At 38.5% G+C, this 23102-nt stretch carries 18 protein-coding genes, 1 pseudogene and 1 riboswitch; of the genes and pseudogenes, 3 read left to right on the plus strand and 16 right to left on the minus strand.

All coding sequences use genetic code 11. The annotated features are described in order from the left end of the window. Positions 1-38: 38 nt before the first annotated feature. The 6 genes from TY13_RS18910 to TY13_RS18935 all read right to left on the minus strand — a co-directional run bounded on the left by TY13_RS18910 (position 39) and on the right by TY13_RS18935 (position 7314). Positions 39-2195: a DUF4129 domain-containing transglutaminase family protein gene (locus TY13_RS18910; RefSeq protein WP_042479154.1), complete on the minus strand. Its 2157-nt coding sequence runs from the start codon at positions 2193-2195 to the stop codon at positions 39-41. Beyond that, entirely contained in the window at positions 2192-3379 is a 1188-nt protein-coding gene (locus tag TY13_RS18915) for a DUF58 domain-containing protein (RefSeq protein ID WP_042479155.1), read from the minus strand. Before TY13_RS18915 ends, TY13_RS18910 begins: the two co-directional genes overlap by 4 nt. Continuing rightward, positions 3376-4320, minus strand: coding sequence for an AAA family ATPase (locus TY13_RS18920; RefSeq protein WP_042479156.1), 945 nt, complete (start codon positions 4318-4320; stop codon positions 3376-3378). Before TY13_RS18920 ends, TY13_RS18915 begins: the two co-directional genes overlap by 4 nt. 214 nt (positions 4321-4534) lie before the next feature. Beyond that, a complete protein-coding gene (locus TY13_RS18925) occupies positions 4535-4867 on the minus strand; it encodes a hypothetical protein (protein WP_042479158.1) in 333 nt (110 codons plus the stop codon). A 139-nt stretch (positions 4868-5006) separates the two neighbouring features. Next, positions 5007-5831: an ammonia-dependent NAD(+) synthetase gene (gene nadE / locus TY13_RS18930; protein ID WP_042479159.1), complete on the minus strand. Its 825-nt coding sequence runs from the start codon at positions 5829-5831 to the stop codon at positions 5007-5009. A gap of 13 nt (positions 5832-5844) precedes the next feature. Continuing rightward, positions 5845-7314 carry a nicotinate phosphoribosyltransferase gene (locus tag TY13_RS18935; protein WP_042479161.1) on the minus strand — a complete coding sequence of 490 codons (1470 nt, stop codon included), beginning with the start codon at positions 7312-7314 and terminating at the stop codon, positions 5845-5847. Positions 7315-7424: 110 nt separating this feature from the next. Here TY13_RS18935 and TY13_RS18940 point away from each other — a divergent pair, with 110 nt between their 5' ends. The 3 genes from TY13_RS18940 to TY13_RS18950 all read left to right on the plus strand — a co-directional run bounded on the left by TY13_RS18940 (position 7425) and on the right by TY13_RS18950 (position 9963). Further along, a complete protein-coding gene (locus TY13_RS18940; protein ID WP_042479163.1) occupies positions 7425-8147 on the plus strand; it encodes an ABC transporter ATP-binding protein in 723 nt (240 codons plus the stop codon). Next, positions 8144-8902, plus strand: a complete 759-nt coding sequence (locus tag TY13_RS18945; protein WP_042479165.1) for an ABC transporter permease — start codon at positions 8144-8146, stop codon at positions 8900-8902. The genes TY13_RS18940 and TY13_RS18945 overlap by 4 nt, the downstream gene beginning before the upstream one ends. Positions 8903-8988: 86 nt before the next feature. Beyond that, positions 8989-9963, plus strand: coding sequence for a proline dehydrogenase family protein (locus TY13_RS18950; RefSeq protein WP_042479167.1), 975 nt, complete (start codon positions 8989-8991; stop codon positions 9961-9963). Between the two features lie 155 nt (positions 9964-10118). Here the strand turns inward: TY13_RS18950 and TY13_RS18955 are convergent, their stop codons facing one another. From TY13_RS18955 to TY13_RS21400, 10 genes and pseudogenes are all read right to left on the minus strand, one after another. Next, a complete protein-coding gene (locus tag TY13_RS18955; RefSeq protein WP_042479168.1) occupies positions 10119-10724 on the minus strand; it encodes a response regulator transcription factor in 606 nt (201 codons plus the stop codon). Beyond that, a complete protein-coding gene (locus TY13_RS18960; protein WP_195891727.1) occupies positions 10721-11854 on the minus strand; it encodes a sensor histidine kinase in 1134 nt (377 codons plus the stop codon). Before TY13_RS18960 ends, TY13_RS18955 begins: the two co-directional genes overlap by 4 nt. Before the next feature lie 156 nt (positions 11855-12010). Beyond that, a complete protein-coding gene (locus TY13_RS18965; protein ID WP_081797051.1) occupies positions 12011-12976 on the minus strand; it encodes a fatty acid desaturase in 966 nt (321 codons plus the stop codon). Positions 12977-13156: 180 nt separating this feature from the next. Further along, positions 13157-13657, minus strand: a complete 501-nt coding sequence (locus TY13_RS18970; protein WP_042479171.1) for a GNAT family N-acetyltransferase — start codon at positions 13655-13657, stop codon at positions 13157-13159. Between the two features lie 115 nt (positions 13658-13772). Next, complete coding sequence (gene metH, locus TY13_RS18975; RefSeq protein WP_042479172.1) at positions 13773-17204, minus strand: methionine synthase; 3432 nt, start codon at positions 17202-17204, stop codon at positions 13773-13775. After that, positions 17197-19041 carry a bifunctional homocysteine S-methyltransferase/methylenetetrahydrofolate reductase gene (locus TY13_RS18980; protein ID WP_042479173.1) on the minus strand — a complete coding sequence of 615 codons (1845 nt, stop codon included), beginning with the start codon at positions 19039-19041 and terminating at the stop codon, positions 17197-17199. Before TY13_RS18980 ends, metH begins: the two co-directional genes overlap by 8 nt. Before the next feature lie 151 nt (positions 19042-19192). Then, a riboswitch (SAM riboswitch) is annotated at positions 19193-19292 on the minus strand. A 99-nt stretch (positions 19293-19391) separates the two neighbouring features. Next, positions 19392-20789, minus strand: a complete 1398-nt coding sequence (hemG, locus tag TY13_RS18985; RefSeq protein WP_042479175.1) for a protoporphyrinogen oxidase — start codon at positions 20787-20789, stop codon at positions 19392-19394. An 85-nt stretch (positions 20790-20874) separates the two neighbouring features. Continuing rightward, the gene (locus TY13_RS18990) at positions 20875-21690 is read right to left on the minus strand and encodes a YitT family protein (protein ID WP_042479176.1); all 816 of its coding nucleotides are present in this window, start codon (positions 21688-21690) and stop codon (positions 20875-20877) included. A gap of 119 nt (positions 21691-21809) precedes the next feature. Beyond that, positions 21810-22589: a methyl-accepting chemotaxis protein gene (locus TY13_RS21395; protein WP_407637749.1), complete on the minus strand. Its 780-nt coding sequence runs from the start codon at positions 22587-22589 to the stop codon at positions 21810-21812. Continuing rightward, positions 22581-23099 (minus strand): annotated as a pseudogene (locus TY13_RS21400) (protoglobin domain-containing protein); the annotation flags it as partial. The gene TY13_RS21395 and the pseudogene TY13_RS21400, both read right to left, overlap by 9 nt. Positions 23100-23102: the final 3 nt, after the last annotated feature.

Below are 23102 nucleotides of genomic sequence, written 5' to 3' on the forward strand. Positions count from 1 at the left end.
GGTTTGTCCGTTCTATTTTTTCAAAAATTCCCCTCTTGCTAACGACTTGTACGATTAATTAGATATTCCCAATTTTCCTTCAGTTGCTCGTAGTCTAACGTTTCGCCTTTTTCGCTGTAAATCATACGTTCATAAGCCTCTGTTAAAATCGTCATATCCTTCGTACCAAAGTGCTCATCTACTTCCTGTGCAAAGCTTTTTAATGTTTGATAGTTTTGACGCTTAAAGCCATAGAGCTCTAATTGCTTTAATAAGCGACTGTAAGATAAATCGAAGCTTTGGGCATCTTGTTTCTTTTGGCGATTTATTTTTACATATACTGATGGCAGCCATTTACGGCGACGGCGATACAGCAAATAAATGACAATGAATAACACTATAACAAAGACGATAAGCCATTTTTTATTTTTTTCATTCAATACATTTAAAGAAGCTTTTTTTGTTTCTTCTTTTTGCTTTGCCTGTTCCATTTCTTCTTTTTGCTGTTGCTCAAGCTCTTTTTGCTCCTCTGGCACGAGCTTGTCTTCACTTTCCGATAGGTCAACATCATAATCAATGGATATAGGGTTAGAGAAGCCTATTGTTGGTTCAAACGGCATCCAACCAACGCCATCTACGTACACCTCTACCCAAGAATGGGCATCATTATTTTGTACTTCAAATACGAGTAGTCCATCATCTGTACGACCAACTTGATCGCCCCCTACGAAGCCTTTTACCCATCTCGCTGGTATATCAATTGCACGCAACATTACTACCATCGAAGTAGAGAAATTATCACAGTAGCCTCGTTTTGTTTCAAACAGGAACTGATCCACATAATCTTGTTCTTCAGCAGGATATGCGATATTTTTCGTATCATAGCTAAAGCCATTTTGCTGGAAATAACGTTCTACTGCTCTAGCTTTATCATATGTAGTGCTGTAGTCTGCTGTTATTTGCTCAGCCAAATCTCGCACACGCTCTGGCAGTGAATGTGGCAATTGTAAAAAGCGTGCATTAACCGCCGTTTTTGGCATATTTTTATCCTTTAATGCTGTAAAGCTATAAGTAGGTTCATTATAAACAAGCTGATAATAATCTAATGCTACAATATCATTTTGCACGATTGTTTGTAGCTTCTCTGTTTCACTTGAAAAGAGAGTTGAACCATCAAATAATACACGCTGTAGACCATATGGTTGTAAAATAAACGGAAAATCCGCCATTGGGAATATTTCCGCAAGCGATTGCTTTTCCCCCATTGGAATGGACAACGGCAGCAATGTATTTGAAGGTATTTCCCATTCATTGGAGCCATCATTTGCGACAATCCAGCCCTTTGATGTATAGAAATCCTTTGTTTCTATACGCCAATATTGCTTTTTCGGTGCATGCGCCCGAAAAACAATCGTATCATCTTGAGAAAAGCCTCCTCCTAGTGTCTCATCATTTTCACCATAGCCAACCTTACCTTCTGCAACTCCACCAATGCCTCCTTGCCCTGTTACCCCTTTAATAAATGGAACAGGATCAGACCATTGAGGTTCTGCTTTTGGTAGCATAAAAGCGACAAGACCCGCTAGACTAACAAATAGAATAACAGGCATTAAATAATACACATAAGATTTTCTTTGCAATACTGCGCCCATTATCGTAGTGGAACGTTTTAAGAAAAGAAAAGCCGTCAACATTAACCCTAATAGCATCACTTTAATTATTGCGGCTTTACCATCGTATTCGCTAAATGTATCAAGCATCGCAATAAAGAAAATCGTTAACGCAAAAAAATAAAAGACGCTCATATGCACAGTAATCCAATGATGAATTAAATAAACAAGCATCCAAATAAGTATTAAAAATAGTAGCGTACGGAATGGATTCGATACTTCCGTGAAATTCCTTTGCACTAGCTGTAGTATATTCCACTGCAATTCGCTATATAAAAAATGTAGCCCCTCTGTTGAAAATATTGAATACTCACTATAAGCACGAATAATAAAAAATGCTATATAGGCAACTTTAATAACCCATGTGACGATTAGAGGTAATCCTAACATTGCTAATGCAAGTGAAAGAGCTATGAAAAGCAGGAAATAATAATCATACCCTGTGTTTGTAAGCTCCATAATAGGATTTAACCATTCACGTAAAATAACAAAAACTATTAAATAATACACGCTATATTCTAAATAAAACTTTACATCTTTTTTCACGGTCTATTCACCTCCGTGAACGCCTGACTAAACATATCCTCTGTTAAATAAACCACTCGATTTTGTCCCATCGTACGGTATGTATTTGTCATGCTTTTTAATTCATCAATCGTGACAATGACAAAGCAAATAATTGCGCGGACCTGCTGCGTATTGCTTAATAATAATTGCTGGCACTCTTTCGTAAATTCCCCTGTCACAATTATTAAAATGGATTGATTCAGCCCTTGGTGTCTACTACGTACAATGATTGACGCTGTATCTTCCCCATTTGCCTTAACAACAGCTAAATGGCGCATCACTTTTTCTAGCTGTCCATCAGTGCGGACTAAAGGCATATATAAACGATTTTCGCCTGCAGTAGCAAATGATACTTCCCCACGATGTTTGACGATAGATTGCATTATAGAGGCAGTTAAACTTACTGCCTGCTCGAAATGTTTAAGTGAAGATTGCTGAATACAGACGAGTAATCGTTGTGCTTGGCGATCTTCAAATTCCTTTGTGCGTAGCGTCGCATCCTTCGCAAAGGACTTCCAATGAATCCAAGAAAAGCGGTCTCCTGGCTGATAATTACGAACACCCGCTACCATTGTTGTATCTTTCATAATCGTATATTTAGAAACAACTGACCCTTGATCATATTGCATTTGCATTGTCGAAAAAGGGATAGTAACTGTTTTTGGGTAAACTAGAATAGTGTGGGGCTGTTCTACTTTTTTATGACGGATTGCCCATCCAAAAAAATCTGTCACTGTAAATTCCAAGCCTTGAAAACGATACTCCCCACGCGTCACATTCTTCACTTCATATGTCCAGTCAAAACTACGTTTGAAGCCAACAAAAATTAATTTACTATTATTATTTATATGATGTTCATTGGTCATTTCTCGAACGACAAGAAAGGCCAGTGGAATCCATGTATTATTACGAAAACTCACCGTTATTCCTAAATCATCTCCGTGTTTTGGATGGGACGGATAAATAGTGCGTTCTATTATTGCAAATTTAAGTGGGACGAAATACAACATGACTGCATAAAGTAAAAATGGACTAATAGTAAAAAAAATAAACCAACTTACAAAGCCACCTTGAAACATAGCAAAGCAAAACAAGCTAATTGCAAGTAATACAATACTTGCTAATTTAATATTATTTCGAATAATTGTATACGCATTCGTCATCGTTCACTATACCTTTGAACAGGCACTGTCGCCCATTCAACAATACGTCCCATAACCTGCTCTGCTGTAATCCCTTCATAACGTGCTTCTGGCTGTAAAATTAAACGGTGGCTAAAGACAAAGGGTGCTAGATATTGCACATCATCAGGGGTTACAAAATCTCTCCCTTTCAATAAAGCATAGGCCTGTGCGGCTTTCATTAAGGCAATCGAGGCACGTGGACTTACACCTAAATAAATTTGCTCATCTCGACGAGTTGCACTAGCTAGTTGGGCAATATATGTTTTGACGCTATCCTCAATAAAAACTTGCTTCACTTTATGCTGCAATGCAAGCAGCTCATCTAAAGAAAGCACCGCTTCAATTTGCTCAATTGGCTGTGCATATTGTGCCCTTCTTAATACTTCTACTTCCTCAGCTAATGTTGGATAACCCATTTTAATCTTCAATAAAAAGCGATCAAGCTGCGCCTCTGGCAACGGATATGTTCCCTCATGCTCAATTGGATTTTGAGTCGCCATAACAAAAAATGGCTTTGGTATTTCAAGCGTCTCACCATCAACTGTCACAGATGCTTCCTCCATTGCTTCTAGCAAAGCAGATTGAGTTTTAGGAGATGTTCTGTTAATTTCATCTGCTAATATAATATTGCCAATAATAGGTCCTGGTCGGAATTCGAATTCTAATGTTTTTGGATTATAAATCGAAACACCTACGACATCTGAGGGCAATAAATCTGGTGTAAATTGAATTCTTCGAAACTCTGCGCTAACTGATTTCGCTAAAGAACGAACCATCATTGTCTTCCCTACACCTGGAACGTCCTCTAGTAACACATGTCCCCCTGCAAGTAGTGCAACAACACTAAGCTCAGCGACTTCCTTTTTACCAATCATTACTTTTTCTATGTTTTGAATAATTGCTTCAATCTGATGATGCATCCCATATCCTCCTTGCGCCAACAACATTTTTTTGAATAATCAATCATATCTCCCCATAATGTGAGACACGAACAACCCGTTTCCAGTACTTTAAGCATAACGAAAAGCACTTTTAAACACAACTGAAAGGAAAAAGAACTAACCAAGAGATTGTCAAAAATATTATTTCAAAACAGGTGTGTTGATTAGCCTTTAATTTAAAATGGTCTTTTCTTTAAATCGAATTTCGGTATGTGTAATGGCGGCTTTTAATATTGCTTGAGTAGTTGACAATTTGCGATGCGACAAGAAGTCTATTGCGAATTATTGCAGAGTCTGCGTTGTACTGCATGCCTTTAATAATGAGACGCGGACTATTTTTTAAAATGATGCCTTTGTTTTTCTTTTGCTTTTTATTATTGGACAATAGTGATTGTTGATTTGATTGATTAAATGGTGGACGATTACCATCATCCATAACTTGCTGAAAAGCATCCCCTGCCTGTACATAATGGCGGTCGTCGCGAAACATATTATTATGTGTGGCATTTACTCTCGAAGTGCGCATTACACATACCTCCCTTCAATATTTTTTAGAATTGCTTATACTAGTTATATCGTATTTTCACTTAAAATTTTTAAATAGAAAAGCCGAGCTATTCCGAAACGCTTTATTAGAGTTTCATTGGATAGTTCGGCTTTTTTTATTACTTCCAAAAATCATCGAAAATCGTAATTGGCATATGTCTTTTATGCTGTGAGCGTAAATAATGCCCTTCTAAAATGGCACGAGCATCTGATGGGATTTCTTTGCCCTCTAAATAATCATCAATTAAATCATAGGTAATGCCGAGCGCTGTTTCATCAGGTAATGCTGGACGATTTTCCTCTAAATCAGCCGTTGGTACTTTTACGTATAAATGCTGTGGACAATTTAAATGCGCTAAAATTTGTTTTCCTTGGCGTTTATTTAAACGGTAAATCGGCATTAAGTCTGCACCGCCATCACCAAATTTTGTGTAAAAGCCTGTAATTGCTTCTGCTGCATGATCTGTGCCGATTACGACAGCCTGCTTCATCGCGGCAATTGAAAACTGGGCCTTCATACGTTCACGGGCTTTTTCATTGCCTTTAGCAAAATCGCTTAAATGTATACCTGCACTAGCTAATGTTTGAACACTTGCATCTACCGCAGCTTTAATGTCAATTGTGTAAATATGCGTTGGTTGAATAAACTCTAAAGCATCTTGGCAATCCTGTTCGTCAAACTGCGTACCATAAGGCAAACGCACTGCCCAAAATGCATATTTATCCTCCCTTGCCTCCGCATTCAGCTCATCAACCGCCATCTGAGTTAGCTTACCGGCTAACGTAGAATCTTGGCCGCCACTAATTCCTAATACAAAGCCTTTAATAAAAGTATGCTTTTTTGCATAGCCTTTTAGGAAGTCAATTGTTTTGCGAATTTCCTCTTGTGGGTCAATTGTTGGCAAAACCTTTAGTTCCTCGATAATTTGCTGTTGCAACGTCATTTATCAACACTCCTTATGATTGCTCCAACTTTTCAACCATTGCGCGCGCCTCATTAATGTTGCGCATTTTATTGTCCCAACATTTTTGACTTAAATCCACTGGATACTCCTCTGGGTTTAATGAGCGCTTATATTCATCCCACAACAGCTCTAAATTGTCTTTCGCATATTGGCGAATATCTATAAGTGTAGGATTTTGATAAACGATTTTCCCATCTTCAATCGCTTTTACATGCAAATTTTTCGCTTCGAAATTCGTTACAAATTTTGAGACAAACGTATGTACAGGGTGGAACATTTTAATACGCTCCTCCTCCTGTGGCTGCTCGTCCTCCATCGTAATATAATCTCCCTCTGATTTGCCTGTAACACGATCGATTATACGATATACCTTTTTTAAACCTGGCGTTGTTACTTTTTCCGCATTAGCAGAAATTTTTATTGTGTCCACCATAACGCCATCTTCATTTTCAATAGCTACCATTTTATAAACAGCACCTAATGCTGGCTGATCGTATGCAGTAATAAGCTTCGTGCCAATTCCCCACATATCAACCTTTGCGCCCTGTGCCTTTAAATTTAAAATCGTATATTCATCTAAATCATTTGAAACAATAATTTTCGCATCCGGGAATCCTGCCTCATCTAGCATACGGCGCGCTGCCTTAGATAAAAAGGCGATATCTCCGCTATCTAAACGAATGCCAATAAAATTAATTTTATCCCCAAGCTCCTTCGCTACTTTTATCGCGCATGGTACACCTGATTTCAGCGTATTATACGTATCTACCAAGAAGACGCAATTACGATGGCGCTTTGCATACGCATGAAAGGCATCGTAATCATTTTTATATGCTTGCACAAGCGCATGAGCGTGCGTACCTGATACTGGAATATTAAACTTCTTCCCTGCACGTACATTTGATGTGGATTCAAAACCACCAATTATAGCGGCTCTTGCTCCCCATATAGCAGCATCCATTTCCTGTGCACGTCTAGTCCCAAACTCCATACCAACCTCGTCTTTGATTACTTGCTTAATACGACTTGCTTTCGTTGCAATCAGTGTTTGAAAATTAACGATGTTTAATAGTGCCGTTTCAATGAGCTGCGCTTCAATAAGTGGTGCTTCAATACGCATAATAGGTTCATTGCCAAAAGCAAGCTCCCCCTCCACCATTGAATACACTGTTCCTGTAAAGCGAACTTCCTGTAAATAGCTTAAAAAATCCTCCTCGTAACCAAGCTCTTCGCGTAAATAAGCGATGTCGCTTTCTGTAAAGCGGAAGTTTTTTAAATACTCAAGTGCTCGCTCGAGTCCTGCAAAAACAGCATAGCCATTGCCAAACGGTAGCTTTCTAAAATAAAGTTCGAATACAGCCTTTCGATTATGCACATTATCTGCCCAATAACTTTCTGCCATATTGATTTGATATAAGTCCGTGTGTAACGCTAGACTATCATCTTGATACTTCGTTCCCATACAAAATCCCTTCTTCCGAAAACATATTAGTCATAGTATACACTATTTTAATGTTTTAATCGGCTTGAATGTTTATACTTGAGCTTAATAACTATACAAAGGAGACTCTAATGACTGCCTCACATGTAATTCAACTTGATAACATTAGCTACAAAATAAATGGACAAATTATTTTATCGAATATTTCGCAGCAAGTGCAGACTAACTCCATTACAACTTTAATCGGACCCTCGGGTTCAGGTAAAACGACGTTGCTCAAATTATGTAATGCTTTAATTAGCCCAACAAACGGCCAGATTTTTGTAGAAGGACAGGCGATTGATACATTTGAGCCTACTGTACTGCGAAGAAAAGTAGGTATAGTATTACAGCAAGCGCCTATTTTGAGAACAACTGTTTTTGAAAACTTAGCATTACCTAGGCGACTACAGCATCAGACTTTAACAACTGAAGAAGCACTTAACGCACTCATTGATGTAGGTTTGGACGAATCTTTTCTGATGCGGCAGGCAACTGATTTATCCGGGGGTCAAAAGCAAAAAATTGCTATCGCTAGGACTTTATTAAATAATTCAACTATATTATTGCTAGATGAAATTACATCTGCTTTAGATCCACAATCTGTCCACGATATCGAGCAATTGATTTTAAAGCTTCGCCAAAGAGGTGTAACAATTATTTGGATTACTCATAGTACTAGGCAGGCAAAAGATTTAGGGGATATGACGTGGGTGTTAATGAAAGGTGAGCTTGTTGCGGCAGGTACAACTAACGAGATAATGAGCTCTAAGGACTCTCGAATTCAATCATTTCTTCTTGGGAGGACGCCATGACCTACACACCATTAGCATTAACACTGATTTTTGTACTTATTCCACTTATTTTATCGAGGACGTTAAATTTAGGGCTTGAAAAGGATACAACTATCGCAACTGTTCGCTCCGTTATTCAACTACTTATTGTAGGCTATGTATTGAAATTCGTCTTTGACACAGAGCATCTCGTTTATTTGCTGCTAATGATTGCGCTAATGATTACAGTTGCAACGCTTAATGCACGTCAAAAGGGGAAAAATATTCCGGGTATTACATGGAAACTAGCGGTTACATTAATTGTTGTTGAAGTAATTACACAAGGAGTGTTATTAGGCTTTCATATTATCCCGCCTACTCCCCAATACATTATTCCAATTAGCGGGATGCTTATTGGCAATTCGATGGTTTTGGCTATTTTATTTTTAAATCGCTTTTCATCAGAAATAGAAGCACATGAGCATGAAATTGAACTTATTTTATCGCTCGGCGGTACGCCAAAGCAGGCAGTACATCGCCATTTAACAAAGGCTATCAAAGCAAGCATGATTCCAACAATCGAGGCGCAAAAAACGATTGGCCTTGTGCAGCTTCCTGGCATGATGAGTGGGCAAATTATTGGTGGCGCAGATCCAATACAGGCGGTACAATTTCAAATTTTAATTGTCTTTGCTTTATTAACTTGTGCTACTTTAACAAGCATTATTTTTGGCTTTTTAATTTATCCATCCTTATTCAATGAACGTATGCAATTAATTAAAAATTCTTTCATTTAAAGATACGCTATACTTTTGTAGCATATCCGAGTAAATATGTTATAATAATTTAGATTTATATTCTAAAAATAAAAGGAGCACAGTTTATGCTATTACGTGACTTTTTTATCCACTTATCAGAAAACCAACTTTTAAATAGCGCAGCACAAAAGTATGGCCTAAAATTAGGAGCTCAAAGCGTTGTTGCAGGAACAAATATTCCTGAAGTTATCGAAAGCATGAAACAATTAAATGCACAAGGCATTTCTTGTACAGTTGATAATTTAGGTGAATTCGTTTTCGAAAGATCTGAAGCAAAGGCAGCAAAAGAACAAATTTTAGCTGTAATCGAAGCAATTCATGCTGAAGGCGTAGATGCTCACATTTCATTAAAACCTTCTCAACTTGGTCTTGATATTGATATCGACTTCTGTTACGACAATTTACGTGAAATCGTAGCAAAAGCTGCTGAGTACGATATTTTCGTTAACTTCGATATGGAAAACTATGACCGTTTACAAGTTTCTTTCGATTTAGTTGAAGAGCTTTCTAAAACATATGATAATGTTGGAACAGTAATTCAAGCTTACTTCTTCCGTGCAAAAGAAGATATCGAGAAATTCAAAAACTTCCGTCTACGCATTGTAAAAGGTGCATACAAAGAGCCTGAATCTGTAGCATACCAAGATAAATTAGATATCGATTTAAACTACATCGAGTTAATCGAATATCATTTATTAAATGGTAAATTTACGTCAATCGCTACACATGACCACAACGTAATCGAGCATGTGAAACGCTTCGTAAAAGACCATAATATTCCGAATGATAAATTCGAATTCCAAATGCTATACGGCTTCCGTAAAGAAATGCAGCTTGCTTTAGCAAAAGAGGGCTATAACTTCTGTACGTATGTACCATTCGGTAAAGACTGGTACGGTTACTTCATGCGCCGTCTTGCAGAGCGTCCACAAAACTTAAACCTTGTAACAAAGCAAGTGTTTAACAAAAAAACAAACACAATCCTTGCAGTAGCAGCAGGAGCATTTGCATTAGGTCGCTTAACTAAAAAGAAAAAATAATATGTAGGCTGTAGGGACAAGGCTTCCCCTACAGCTTTTTTGCATTTTAAGGCTTAACTTCTCTTGTTTTTTTGATTTATTCTACGTTTTTCAAAGTTTATTCTACGTTCGCAAAAATTTAAAGGGAATGGAGCAGTCGCCATTCCCTTTGCTCTTTATTTATTCCAGCCCTTCTCTTTGAAGCGCGCGATTGCTTCGATTCGATTGCTGACGCCGAGCTTATCTAAAATTGTAGAAATATAATTGCGTACTGTACCTGCTGATAAATAAAGCTCTGCTGCAATTTCCTTCGTCGTTTTGCCTTCTGCCACTAACTCTAATACTTGGCTTTCACGCTCAGTTAATGGGTTTTCACTATCATCCTCATAAACGAAGTCCACAAGCTCTGGTGCATAGATTTTGCGGCCATCCATAATTGTACGAATAGCATGTACAAGCTCTTCAATCGGGCTATCCTTTAATAAATAACCGCGCACCCCTGCCTTACGAGCTCGCTCGAAATAGCCTGGGCGAGCGAAAGTTGTTAAAATAATAATTTTACATTCCTGCTCACGTAGCAATTCCGCTGCATCAAGACCTGTTTTTACAGGCATTTCAATATCCATAATACAAATATCAGGCTGTAGCTCAGTTACAAGCTTAATCGCTTCTTCACCGTTTTTCGCAAGTCCTACTACATCCATATCTTCCTCTAAACTAAGCAAGGATTTCATTGCACCTAGTAACATTCCCTGATCTTCAGCAATGACAATTCGTATCATTTTGTATCCCTCCCTTTTTGATGCGTTATCGCAAGTGGTACTCGAATTGTTAACTGCGTTCCACTATTATTAACTAACTCCACTGTACCGTTGATAAATTCCAATCTTTCTTGCATCCCTTTTAAACCACTGCCACTGCTATTAAAACGCTCAGGCAAACCTATTCCGTTATCTTTTATAACTACAGCAACTTCATTATCTGTTTGTGCAATCGTAATATCACAGCGTGATGCTTTGCTATGCTTTACAACATTGGTAACAGCCTCTTTCATCGCCATGCTGATAACATTTTCGGACAAAACAGGCATTTGCAGAACATGCTCGTCTTTATGAAGAGCAAACTCAATTTCAGCCGCTTTTAAAATTTGTTCTATACGATACAGCTCTTCCTCTATCCTAACAGCTCGCATATCTGCAACAAGCTCACGTACCTCTTTCAGCGCGATTGATGCTGTGTGACGAATATCTTTAATTTCAGCTATTGCCTGCTCAGGCTTTTTCTCTACAAGACGCATCGCTAAATCACTTTTTAAACCAATCATCGATAGCTTTTGTCCAAGTGTATCATGCAAATCGCGTGCAATACGTTGACGCTCCTCATGAATAGTAAGCTCTGAAATACGCTCGCGTGCTGTCTCGAGCTCACCCTCTAAATTTTCCTGTTTATTACGTGTATATAGTGTAAATGGTAGCAGTACAACCCCAATTACCGCCAAAATAATAAATGGCGTCTGTGCTAAAAACATATCTAAAAAAATAAAATAACCAGCGACAATCGATAGCACAGTAAAGCCAATATGTAAGCCATACATAATATAAAACCCTACAGGCTGCCGTATATTACCGATAAAAAATGCTGTAAAAAGCGATAAATAAACGTAGCCGAACACCAATGTCATAATGACGTTGAGTACCATTTGAAAGCTAAGCCACATATATACTAGCCCATTTTTTGATTTAAAGGAAAAGCGATGGAAAACGAAATATAACAATATGAAACAAGTGCCTAATATAATATGCCAAATGGAAAAAGAGCGGACGATAAAGAAAAATGGCATAATACAAAATATAATCCATATGTAAATACTCAACCACGGGCTTTTCGGAATAATGCTATACCAGCTTTGCATAAATGCCTCCTTTCTATCTACATACTCCCTTGAATATGTATTATACCAAAGTGTACTTCCATATTGTTGAAAAAAGATTCCAAAATCTATACAAAACGTAAAGCTGCTCAGAAAGTATTATCTTTCCGAACAGCCCCTTTAAATTTTATTATCTATTTATGCTTGTATTGGCTTTTTATTACGCAACGCAATTAGTGCATTCGCTTCTTTAAACGTTACAAATTTCTTGCTATCAGGATCGTATAGCTTAAAACGAATTGATTCTAAGCTTGTTTTTAATGTAATTGTTGTTGCATGTTGTAATGGTGCTACATTTTTATGCGCTTCCTCTAAATGATAATTAGGAATACGTGGCGCTAAATGATGCACATGATGGAAGCCGATGTTTCCTGTAGTCCACTGTAAAATTTTAGGTAGCTTGTAATACGAGCTTCCTTCTACAGCTGCTTTTACATAATCCCAATCTTCCTCAAACTCAAAATATGAATCTTCGTACGTATGTTGGATATAAAATAACCAAATGCCTAGAGCTCCTGCGATAAATAATGTCACACCATACACTAGTAAAAATGCTTGCCAGCCAAATGCATAAATTAAAGTAGCACAAATGGCAATTAACACAAGTGTTGTAAGATGCGTATTCATGCGCTCTTTCTTTTTAGCATCGTGACGGTTAAAACGGTTTAAAACTAAAACCATATAAAGTGGTCCTAAACCAAACATAACAATTGGATTGCGGTACAGACGATAGCCAAAGCGACCTAGCTTTGATTTCTCAACATATTCCTCCACAGTTAACATATCGATATCACCAATACCACGTTTATCTAAATTTGAGCTTGTTGCATGGTGAATCGTATGCTCTCTCTTCCACTTTTCATACGGGAAAGATGTTAACGTACCTGTAATAAAACCAACAATATCATTTGCTTTTTTATTTTTGAAAAATGAACCATGTGTACAATCATGGAAAATAATAAATGTGCGTATAAGGAAACCTGCTGCAAATACACTACATGCAACACTTAGCCAAGGTGAATATTGCATAAGATAAAACGCAAGTGCCCATAACGCTATCATTGGTAAAAGTGTATTTATAAGCTGTTGAATACTTTTTCTCATTTCTGACTTTGCATATGGCGCTACGTCTTTACGCAGCTGCTTTGTTTTTTCAGCATCTGTTAGTGCCAAGTGAACCCCTACCTTCGTTCGATTTGTTAACTTAATATTAAACAATCAAACGATATACAAGTAGACATAAATATCACTACTTTTTTATGACAAGTGTCATATGACTTGGTACTAAATTTTGGGACCTGTCAGATTCAACTGATAAAATGACACATCTAACCAGCGCTCGAATTTATAGCCTGCATTACGAATCGTGCCACAATACTCAAAGCCTAGCTTTTCATGTGAGATAATGCTCGCCTTATTTTCAGCATCAATACTAGCAACCATCGTTTTCATGCCTTGTACATTTGCCTCCTCAATTAGCGCACGCATCAGCTTTGTTGCGATTCCTTTGCGCTGATGCTCCTTATGTACATAGACGGAATGCTCCACAGTGTAAGCATAGCCTGGGTACGCACGATACGGTCCATATGTTGCATAGCCTGCAATTTGTCCCTCTTCCTCATAAACAAAAATCGGCTCATTCGCTACTTGCTTTGCCTCAAACCAAGCTATTCGCTGTTCTAATGTTTGTGGTTCATATAAATAAACTGCGGTACTCGTTAAAATATTATCATTAAAAATTTCCAGCATACCTGCTACATCTTCTTTTAGTGCCCTACGAATCATTAGCGATTCCTCCTCGTAAAAATTAGCTTGTCTGGTTATTTTATTGTTTTCAAACCTTTAGTTTTCTTTTATAAAAAGCTACTAGGAAATGCATTTCCTAGTAGCTTTAACATCACTAAACATTAAAATATCTTGCATTTGGATGCGCAAAGACAATCGCGGATACGCTTGCCTCAGGCTCCATCATAAAGCCGTCAGTTAGCTGTACGTCGATTTCCTCTGGTTTTAACAAGCCAAATAGCTTTTCTTGATCCTCTAAATTTGGACAAGCTGGGTAGCCAAAGCTGAAACGTTGCCCTTGGTACTTTGCTGCGAAGCGGTCGCGCATCGTGAAGTCTGTTGCATCTGGGAAGCCCCATTGGTCACGAATTTCTTGGTGAATACGCTCAGCAAATCCTTCAGCAAGCTCAAGTGCTGTTGCTTGCAGGGCATGGCTTTCTAAGAAGCGTCCTTGCTCTTTTAATTCACGCGCTTTGTCACTTACACCATGACCAGCCGTTACAACCATTAATGCGATATAATCCATTTCGCCACTATCCACTGTTTTCAAGAAATCTGCTAAGCATAAATATGGCTCAACTTGCTGACGTGGGAAAGTGAAGCGCTCAATTTCAGTTTTCGCATCATTTGGGCTATAAACCACAACATCATCACCATCTGCTTGTGCAGGGAAAAATTGATACATACCTGAAGGTTTGAATGTATCGCTCTGTAAATAGCCTGATACCAGCTCCTGCAGCTCTACTGCACGCTTGTCTCCCTCTTCTAATAGCTTCTCAACATTGCCCTTTAAGCCAAGATGGTGTCCAATTAATGTACGTAAATTCACATATGGCTGTAAATGCGCTACAGAGTAATTGCGCTTAATGCGACGCGTTAAGTCTGTCGGCACAAATACTGGTGCATCTTCGATTGTGCGAACTAACTTAGCTGGGAGCTCCGGTTTCGGTTTAGCAGCACGCTTCTCATCTGCTTCAATACGCTTTTCACGTGCATCACGCAACTCCTGTAAAAGCTCTTCACGCCCTTCTTTATTCATTAAACGATTCGCAAAATCCAGACCTTGCATCGCATCCTTTGAATAAATAACAGGACCATCATATTCTGCTGCAATTTTTGTTTCTGTAAAGCGACGTGATAAAGCCGCACCACCTACTAAAATTGGTATATCAATACCTGCTTCCTTGAAATCCTGTGCAGTTAATACCATTTGCTGAGCAGATTTTACGAGTAAACCTGATAAACCAACAAAATCTGGCTGCTCTTTGCGAATTGCTTCAATTAATTCAGATGGTGTCACTTTAATACCAAGATCAACTACTTTAAAGCCATTATTGCTTAAAATAATATCAACGAGGTTTTTCCCGATATCATGCACATCACCTTTTACCGTCGCTAATACTAATTTCCCTTTGCTTGCAGAGTCGTCGTTCTTCTCCATAAATTGCTCTAAATGAGCAACTGCAGCCTTCATAACCCCTGCTGATTGTAGTACTTCAGCCACAATTAACTGGTTGTCATTAAATAGACGACCTACTTCCGCCATCCCATCCATTAACGGCCCATTAATAACGTCTAATGGTGTATCGAAAATTTCTAATGCGGCATCTAAATCAGCAATTAAGCCTTCCTTCGTGCCTTCTAAAATATAGTAAGCTAAGCGCCCCTCTACCGTTTTCGGAATATCTGCCTCTGTTTTTTCCTTTTTCTTATCGCGATAGAAATCTGTAAAGACAGCAAGTGTTTCATCATTTGTATTGAAAATTAAGTCATTCGCTAGCTTAATTTCAGCTTCTGGAATAGATGCATAACGTTCTAGCTTTTCCGTGTTAACAATCGCATAATCAAGTCCTGCTTGTGTACAATGGTATAAATACACTGCATTTAGCACTTCACGTCCAACTGGTGGTAACCCGAAAGATACATTACTTACACCTAACACAGTTAAAACGCCAGGTAATTTCTCTTTAATAAGTCGAATTCCTTCAATCGTTTCCTCTGCTGCACCAATATATTGCTCATCCCCTGTACCTACAGGGAACATTAATGGGTCAAAAATAATATCCTCTGGTGATATGCCCCATTTTTCTGTTAACAGCTTATAAGAACGCTCTGCTACTTCTAATTTACGCTCACGTGTTACGGCCATCCCTTGCTCGTCAATTGTACCAACTACAAGTGATGCACCATATTTTTTCACTAAAGGCAATACCGCATCAAAGCGTTCTTCGCCGTCCTCCAAGTTAATCGAGTTAATAATCGCCTTACCTTGCGAAAATTTCAGCGCTTCCTCCATTACTTTTTCATCTGTTGAGTCAATTACAAGAGGTACCTTTACTTTTTTCACTACCTCCTGCATAAAGCCGCGTATATCCGCTACTTCATCACGGTCAGGATTCGCTAAGCAAATATCGATAACATGCGCACCGCTTTTAACCTGCGCACGTGCAATTTCCGCTGCTTCCTCGAACTTGCCATCGATAATTAAATTTTTAAATTTACGTGAACCAATAACATTCGTACGTTCACCGATAAATAATGGACGCATCGATTCATCGTATTGTAGTGGCTCAATACCAGATACAACATGTCCACCAATCGATGCTTGGCGCTGACGAGGTGCATAGCCATCTACCGCTTCACGAATTGCAGCAATATGTGCTGGTGTCGTACCACAGCAACCCCCCACTATATTTAACCAGCCTTTTTCTGCAAAGCCTTGCAGCTTTTTTGATAAAGACTCTGGCGTTTCATGATAGCAACCATTTTCATCTGGTAAGCCTGCATTTGGATAACAGCTCACATAGCTAGTGCTTAAGTCAGATAATGAGCGAATATGATCTGTCATGAATTCTGGACCTGTTGCACAGTTTAAACCAACAGATATTGGCTTCACATGCTCGATGGAAATATAAAACGCCTCAATTGATTGCCCAGCAAGTGTTGTACCCATTGGTTCAATTGTGCCTGAAATCATAATTGGCAATTCTTTTCCTAACTCTTCAAATGCACGGCGCACAGCAATTGTAGCTGCCTTAACATTTAGCATATCTTGGCTTGTTTCAAGTAAAATTAAATCTGCTCCAGCCTCTACTAGTGCATGTGCCTGAACATAGAAGTTTTCCTGTAGCTCATCAAACGTAATACCACCCGTTACAGATAGCGTTTTTGTTGTAGGTCCAATAGCACCCGCTACAAAGCGCGGCCATTCTGGTGTAGAAAGCTTTGCTGCCTCCTCCTTCGCAATTTCCACGGCGCGCTTATTAATTTCAGTCGCTTTATGTCCTAAATCATATTCGTTTAATACAAGTGGCGTACCACCAAATGTATTCGTACAAATTATATCTGCCCCTGCCTCTAAGTAGGCACGGTGTATTTTGTGTAAAACATCGGGACGTGTTAAGACAAGGTTTTCATTACAGCCATCTAGTTCCTCGCCACCAAAATCATCATATGTTAAATTTTCGTTTTGTAGCATCGTACCCATTGCGCCATCAATTATTAAAATGCGCTTCGCTAGTTGTTCCTCAATCGGATGATTAAACATTTGTTTTAACTCCTTTTTGTGCATCTAATTGTTTCACATAATCCATTAATTGTAGTGTCATATCGTAACGTAAGAATGGTGTAATTAAGTAAATACCGTTGAAATATTCACATGCTGTCTCAAGTAATTCCTGTGCAATTGCAACGCCTTCAGCGGTTGCCTTCGCTTTATCATCACCGCATGCTTCCATACGTGCCAGCACTTCATCAGATAATTTAATGCCTGGTACTTCATGATGTAAAAACTCTGCACTCTTGAAGCTTGTTAACGGCATAATTCCGATATAAATTGGCGTTTCTAAATGCTTTGTCGCCTCATATATTTCAACGATTTTTTCCTTCGTATAAACAGGCTGTGAAATAAAGTAGTCTGCCCCATGCTCAATTTTCTTCTCAAGTCGGCTTACCGCACGATCTAGTACGCGCACATTCGGATTAAAGGCAGCAGCTACAGAGAAATTCGCCTGCTTACGTAAAGGCTTCCCTGAGAAAGAAATACCTTCGTTTAACTGTTTAATTAATGAGATAAGCTCCATTGATGATACATCGTAAACACTTGTCGCCCCAGGGAAATCACCTACCTTTGTCGGATCACCTGTGACAGCTAAAATATCATGTAAGCCAAGCGCATCTAAGCCCATCAAATGCGATTGCAGACCAATTAAATTACGATCACGACATGTTAAATGTGGCAATGCTCGCACACCATGCTGCAATTTTAAAATAGAAGCCATTGCAATATTGCTAATACGTGGTGATGCAAGGGAGTTATCCGCCATCATTATCGCATCTGCTCCGGCTGCATAAAGCTCCTTTGCCCCTTTAACAAAGCCGTCAATTTCCAAATGACGTGGTGTGTCTAACTCTACAATAACAGAGCGCTGATGCTTTACTTTAATATGTAGAGGCTCCTCAACAGGCGGCTCAGGTACACGTACAAACTCTACGCTAACAGGCTTTATTTCCTTTACAGTAAGAGGTGTAATACCCGCTAAACGTTTTTTCACTGCTTCAATATGCTTTGGCGTTGTGCCGCAGCAGCCACCAATTAAACGTACACCTTGGCCCACTAATTCTACAGCTGCCCGTGCAAAATAATCAGCCTCTGACTCATAAACAACACGTCCATCTTCAACATCTAATAAAGAAGCATTCGGATAAGCAGAAAGGAAAGCATGCTTTGGCAATTGCACCGTTTCCATTGCTTGAATGGAGTGATATGGACCTAAACGGCAGTTCATCCCAACAACATCTGCACCAAGTGCGTCAAGCTGCGTTAATGCATCATTTAAACGCATACCATTTTGTAAAATGCCTGGCTCATGCATCGTTAATTGCGCCACAATCACTTTATCTGTTAATTGACGGAGCATGCTAACCGTTGCCGATAATTCCTCAAAATCATAGTACGTTTCAAGTAATAACCCATCTACATCACCTGCTAACAAGCTTTGCGCTTGCTCTCGAATCGCTACTAAAATTTCTTCTAATGTTGCATCGCTTTTACGAATACCGCGTACACCACCGATTGTACCGAGTACAAATTGCCCGCCTGTACCAACAGCCGTCTTCGCATGCTTTACCGCTGCTGTATTAAATTCTTGTACGCGATCTTCATATCCGTAGCGCGCTAATTTAATTGCGTTTGCCCCATACGTATTTGTTTGAATGACATCTGCGCCTGCAGCAAGATATTCACTATGAATCTTCTCAACAATTTCAGGTCTAGTAACATTCATTTCTTCATGACAATAATCTAATCCATATGAATAAAGCAGCGTACCAATTGCTCCGTCTGCTGTTAATACTCTCGTTTGTAATGCTTCACGTAGCCCCATTTTTATATCCTCACCTTCAGTTAATGATAAACATCAATTACGCCTTGGCTTTCAAAATTTGTGACACTTTCTTTTGATGTACCCATTAAATCAAAAGAAAAAGCCCTCTTTAAAATACATTAAAGAAGGCTCTACTTGTTCATGTCGTTCCTTCTCATCTGTCGGTATACACCTGCTGGATTTAGCACCTGACATAACTGTTGGTTGCTGAAGCTTCACTGGGCCAGTCCCTCTGCTTCTCTCGATAAGAAATTTTGAATACTTATTAAATTCTTATTGTTCATTATAGAGTAGTGTCTGCCATTTGAGAAGTGTTTTTTGCTAAACGTACGAAATATCCTACTATTTCGCTACATATTGTCGCATATTCTAGCCATAACTTTCCCTGCTGTATCACGACCATTTTGAATGCACGCGCCAATTCCTACGCCATAATAAGAGCAGCCTGCAAGCAGTACATTGGGATAATGCTCTTCCAATCCTTGTTCCACTGTTTGTAAAGCATCACGATGTGCAAGATCATAACGCGGCATTTTATTTATCCATTTTGTCACATTTACAACAATTGGCTCATCCTCAATATTTAAGCTAAGCTTGATATCCTGTAATGCCACTTTCGTTAGTTGCTCATCTGACATTGCCGCAAGCTCCTCATAACGTGGGTTGCTATCTTTATAAAACAGGCGCACTAATAAATTGCCATTTTCAGAAGTATGCGCCCATTTACGACTTGTCCAAGTAGAAGCATTACATTGTAAATCGCTATTATGTGAAACGATAAAACCTGTTCCATCCGCTGGTAACACTGAGTCTGGCACATTAAATCCAGCATAAAGCGTAATAGCTGAGCCGTTAGTAAATTGCTCAAAATGTTGTGTTAGCTGCTCATTTATTAACAATTGCTTAACGGTTTCATTCGGCACAGCAAGCACCGTAATATCCGCTTCAACAATTTGCCCCGTGCTTAAAGTAATTTTATAGTGCTCTTCTTCTTTCATAAGAGATATCGCTTCAATACCTTTTAAAAATTGCACTTTCGTTAGGCTTTTTTCAATATGGTGAATAAAGGCTGACATTCCTTGGCGGAACGAAATGAACTTTTTATCAGCCGCTTTTTCAAATTGCTCACGATGCGCTTTAAAGCCTGCCATAATACTGCCGTAATTATTTTTATAATCAACTAAATAAGGAAGTGTAGAAGCAACCGACAATTCATATAAATCACCTGAATAAACACCAGCTAATACTGGTGCGATTTGCTTTTTGACAATTCCTCCCCCTAGAAAATATTCCAAAAATTCGCCAATGGAGCTCTCCTTTGTAAAACGGTCATTTGGGATTTCTGCATCTTGTAATACACGTTTTTTTTCTTCATCAGTTAATAGTGTACTTGCCATTAGTGATTCCTTACTCATCGGAATACCGAATGTAGAGCCTGATGGAATCGCGTGCAATTCATTATTTGTATGAATATAGGAAATACCTGTTGCATTATAAACAAGCTCTTCCTCGAACTGCACTTCACGCACCAAATCAAGTACTCCTGGATGGCGAGCTACAATAGAATCCGCACCTGTTTCCATCGTAAATTCACCCATTTGCTGAGAGCGAATTTTCCCACCTAGCTCATGATTTCCTTCTATTAGGATAAGTTTCGCGTCAATATTTTGCTCCTGTATTTGTTGTGTCAAATAATGCATTGTTGAAAGCCCTGTAATACCGCCACCAATAACTACGATTGTTTTCATTGTTGTCTCTCCTTGCTAAACGTCAATTTCCTTACTATTATTTTACTTTATATTTAAGGCACGTTTTGTGACAAAATAGCTACGGTTATTTCGAGCTACGATCGAACATTCCAATTACTTCAGTAGTTTGCAATATATTCACAAAGGCCGTAGTATCTGCTTTTTCAATTAAATGACGAACTTCAGCAAGCTGATAGCGTGTGATAACTGTCATTAACACTTTTCGCCCTTCACCTGAATAAGCTCCTTGTGCGTCCATAATCGTCACACCACGATATAAATTAGAAAGGAGCTGCTCTTTCATTTCCTCTCCCTTGCTCGTAATAATCATTAACGTTAGCTTAATATGACTTGTATGGACCGTATCAACAACCTTGCCTGTGGCATAAATTGATACAAGCGTTAAAAGTGCGGCATCCCAACTGAAGACAAAGCCTGAAATTGCCACTACTACACCGTTCATTAAGGAGATAAGCACACCTAGTGGGAAGTCTCGTTTACGGCTTAGTAGCATCGCGATAATATCAAAGCCTCCAGATGAGCCAGATGCTCTGAAAATAACACCCACACCAAGCCCAACAATTACTCCTCCAAATAATGACGCCAAAATCGGATCTTCTGTCGCCTTATATACAGGAATAATATATAAGCTTACAGATAACACAACGACTGATAAGATCGTATAGCTAATAAAACGCTTCCCTAGCTTCATCACTCCTAAAATAATAAGCGGTAAGTTAAGTAGCAAGTTCAAAATCCCAGTGTTAATTGGTGTTACAATACCGAGTAAAATTGCAATTCCACTTAAACCTCCACTTAATATTTCATGCGGAATGAGTAGAAAATTATAAGCAAAAGCCACCACTATCGATGAACAAACAATCATTACAATATTTTTCATTAATGATTCCCCTATCGTAATTAATTTCTATACGCTATAGTATACGTGAAATTTAACATGAAAAAAGCTATCATAATAAGCTATTTTTAATAACTTATTATGACAGCTTGCTGGTCTTTTTAAACTAGCTCTTTGGCAACTGTCGCTAACGAATCAACTGAGTGCGACACCTCATTAAACGCCAAACCTAAATTATCTATTACTTGACCAATCATATGCACTTCTTGTCCAACTAGACTATTTTTTTGCTGTTGCTCTTCCATTGCGGATAAAATTTGCGTAAATCTTTGTGCCGTTGCTGATAGGCTTTGCTCGCCTAGAGCTACTGCAGCTTGTATACGCTGCATTGATGACAACAATTTCTCTGTTTGAATATTAGAGCTTTGTAATAGAGTAGTTACATTTTTAGTAGATTGCTTGGTTTGTTCCGACAAATTTCGCACTTCACCTGCTACAACGCTAAATCCTTTACCTGCTTCGCCTGCACGTGCAGCCTCTATCGCAGCGTTTAAAGATAGCAAATTTGTTTGATCTGCTATGCTAGTTACAATCGCTATAATGCTTTCCATTTCCTTTGAAATCGTTACAAGTTTATTGATATCTAGCGAAATTTCTTCTACAGATTGAATGATTTGCTCCATTTGCTGCAAGGATTGTTTAATTTGGCTGTTCCCTTCATTTGCACGACTTTTTGCATCACTAGAAATTTGCAATGCCTGCGCAGCTACATCTACAACCTCCTCGGATTGTTGATGTAGCTGATGAACAGCCGTTGAAGTTTGATCAGAAATAGCAACTAAATTTTCTGTTGCTTCTATTATTTGTTGGCTTACATATTGCTTTTGTTCCTCATGTTTAATGTTCGTTTGCTGTACTACATTTTCAAACTCATCCAACACAATTTGCTGCTCAAAATTTAATATTTTTGAAACAGCCCTTAATGTAGCAAATTGATCTTCAGGATGCTCAATCTCCTGTTCAATTATTTCCAGTAAACTAATAAGGAGGTTTTGAAATGCACCAATATAATATTTCGTCGGTAAGCCAATGTGTACGTGTACTTGGGCAATCCGTTGGCGCCTTAAAAAAAACTGACCATCGATTTGGCCGCTAAACATTTCTCCAATATGCTTTTTTAACGTCTTTTTTAATCTCTCTACAGAACTATTATCGTCAATAATTTTTGTTAAGCTTGTTTCCATACCAATTGCATCATAAAATTGGTCAACTATCTTATCAATATTTTGTTCCACATATGGCTGGAATGCTTTCAAAAATTTCAAGTCCTCATCTGTCATTTTCAGCATTTTAATTTGCTTTGCGATTTTAGAATTTTGGTCTATGTGCATCCCAACAGTTAGATGATCTAGATGAATACGCTCCTTTTTTACATTTCTTCTCAAGAACATAGC

The sequence above is a fragment of the Bacillus ndiopicus genome (genome assembly GCF_000612805.1).
Taxonomy (GTDB): domain Bacteria; phylum Bacillota; class Bacilli; order Bacillales_A; family Planococcaceae; genus Metasolibacillus; species Metasolibacillus ndiopicus.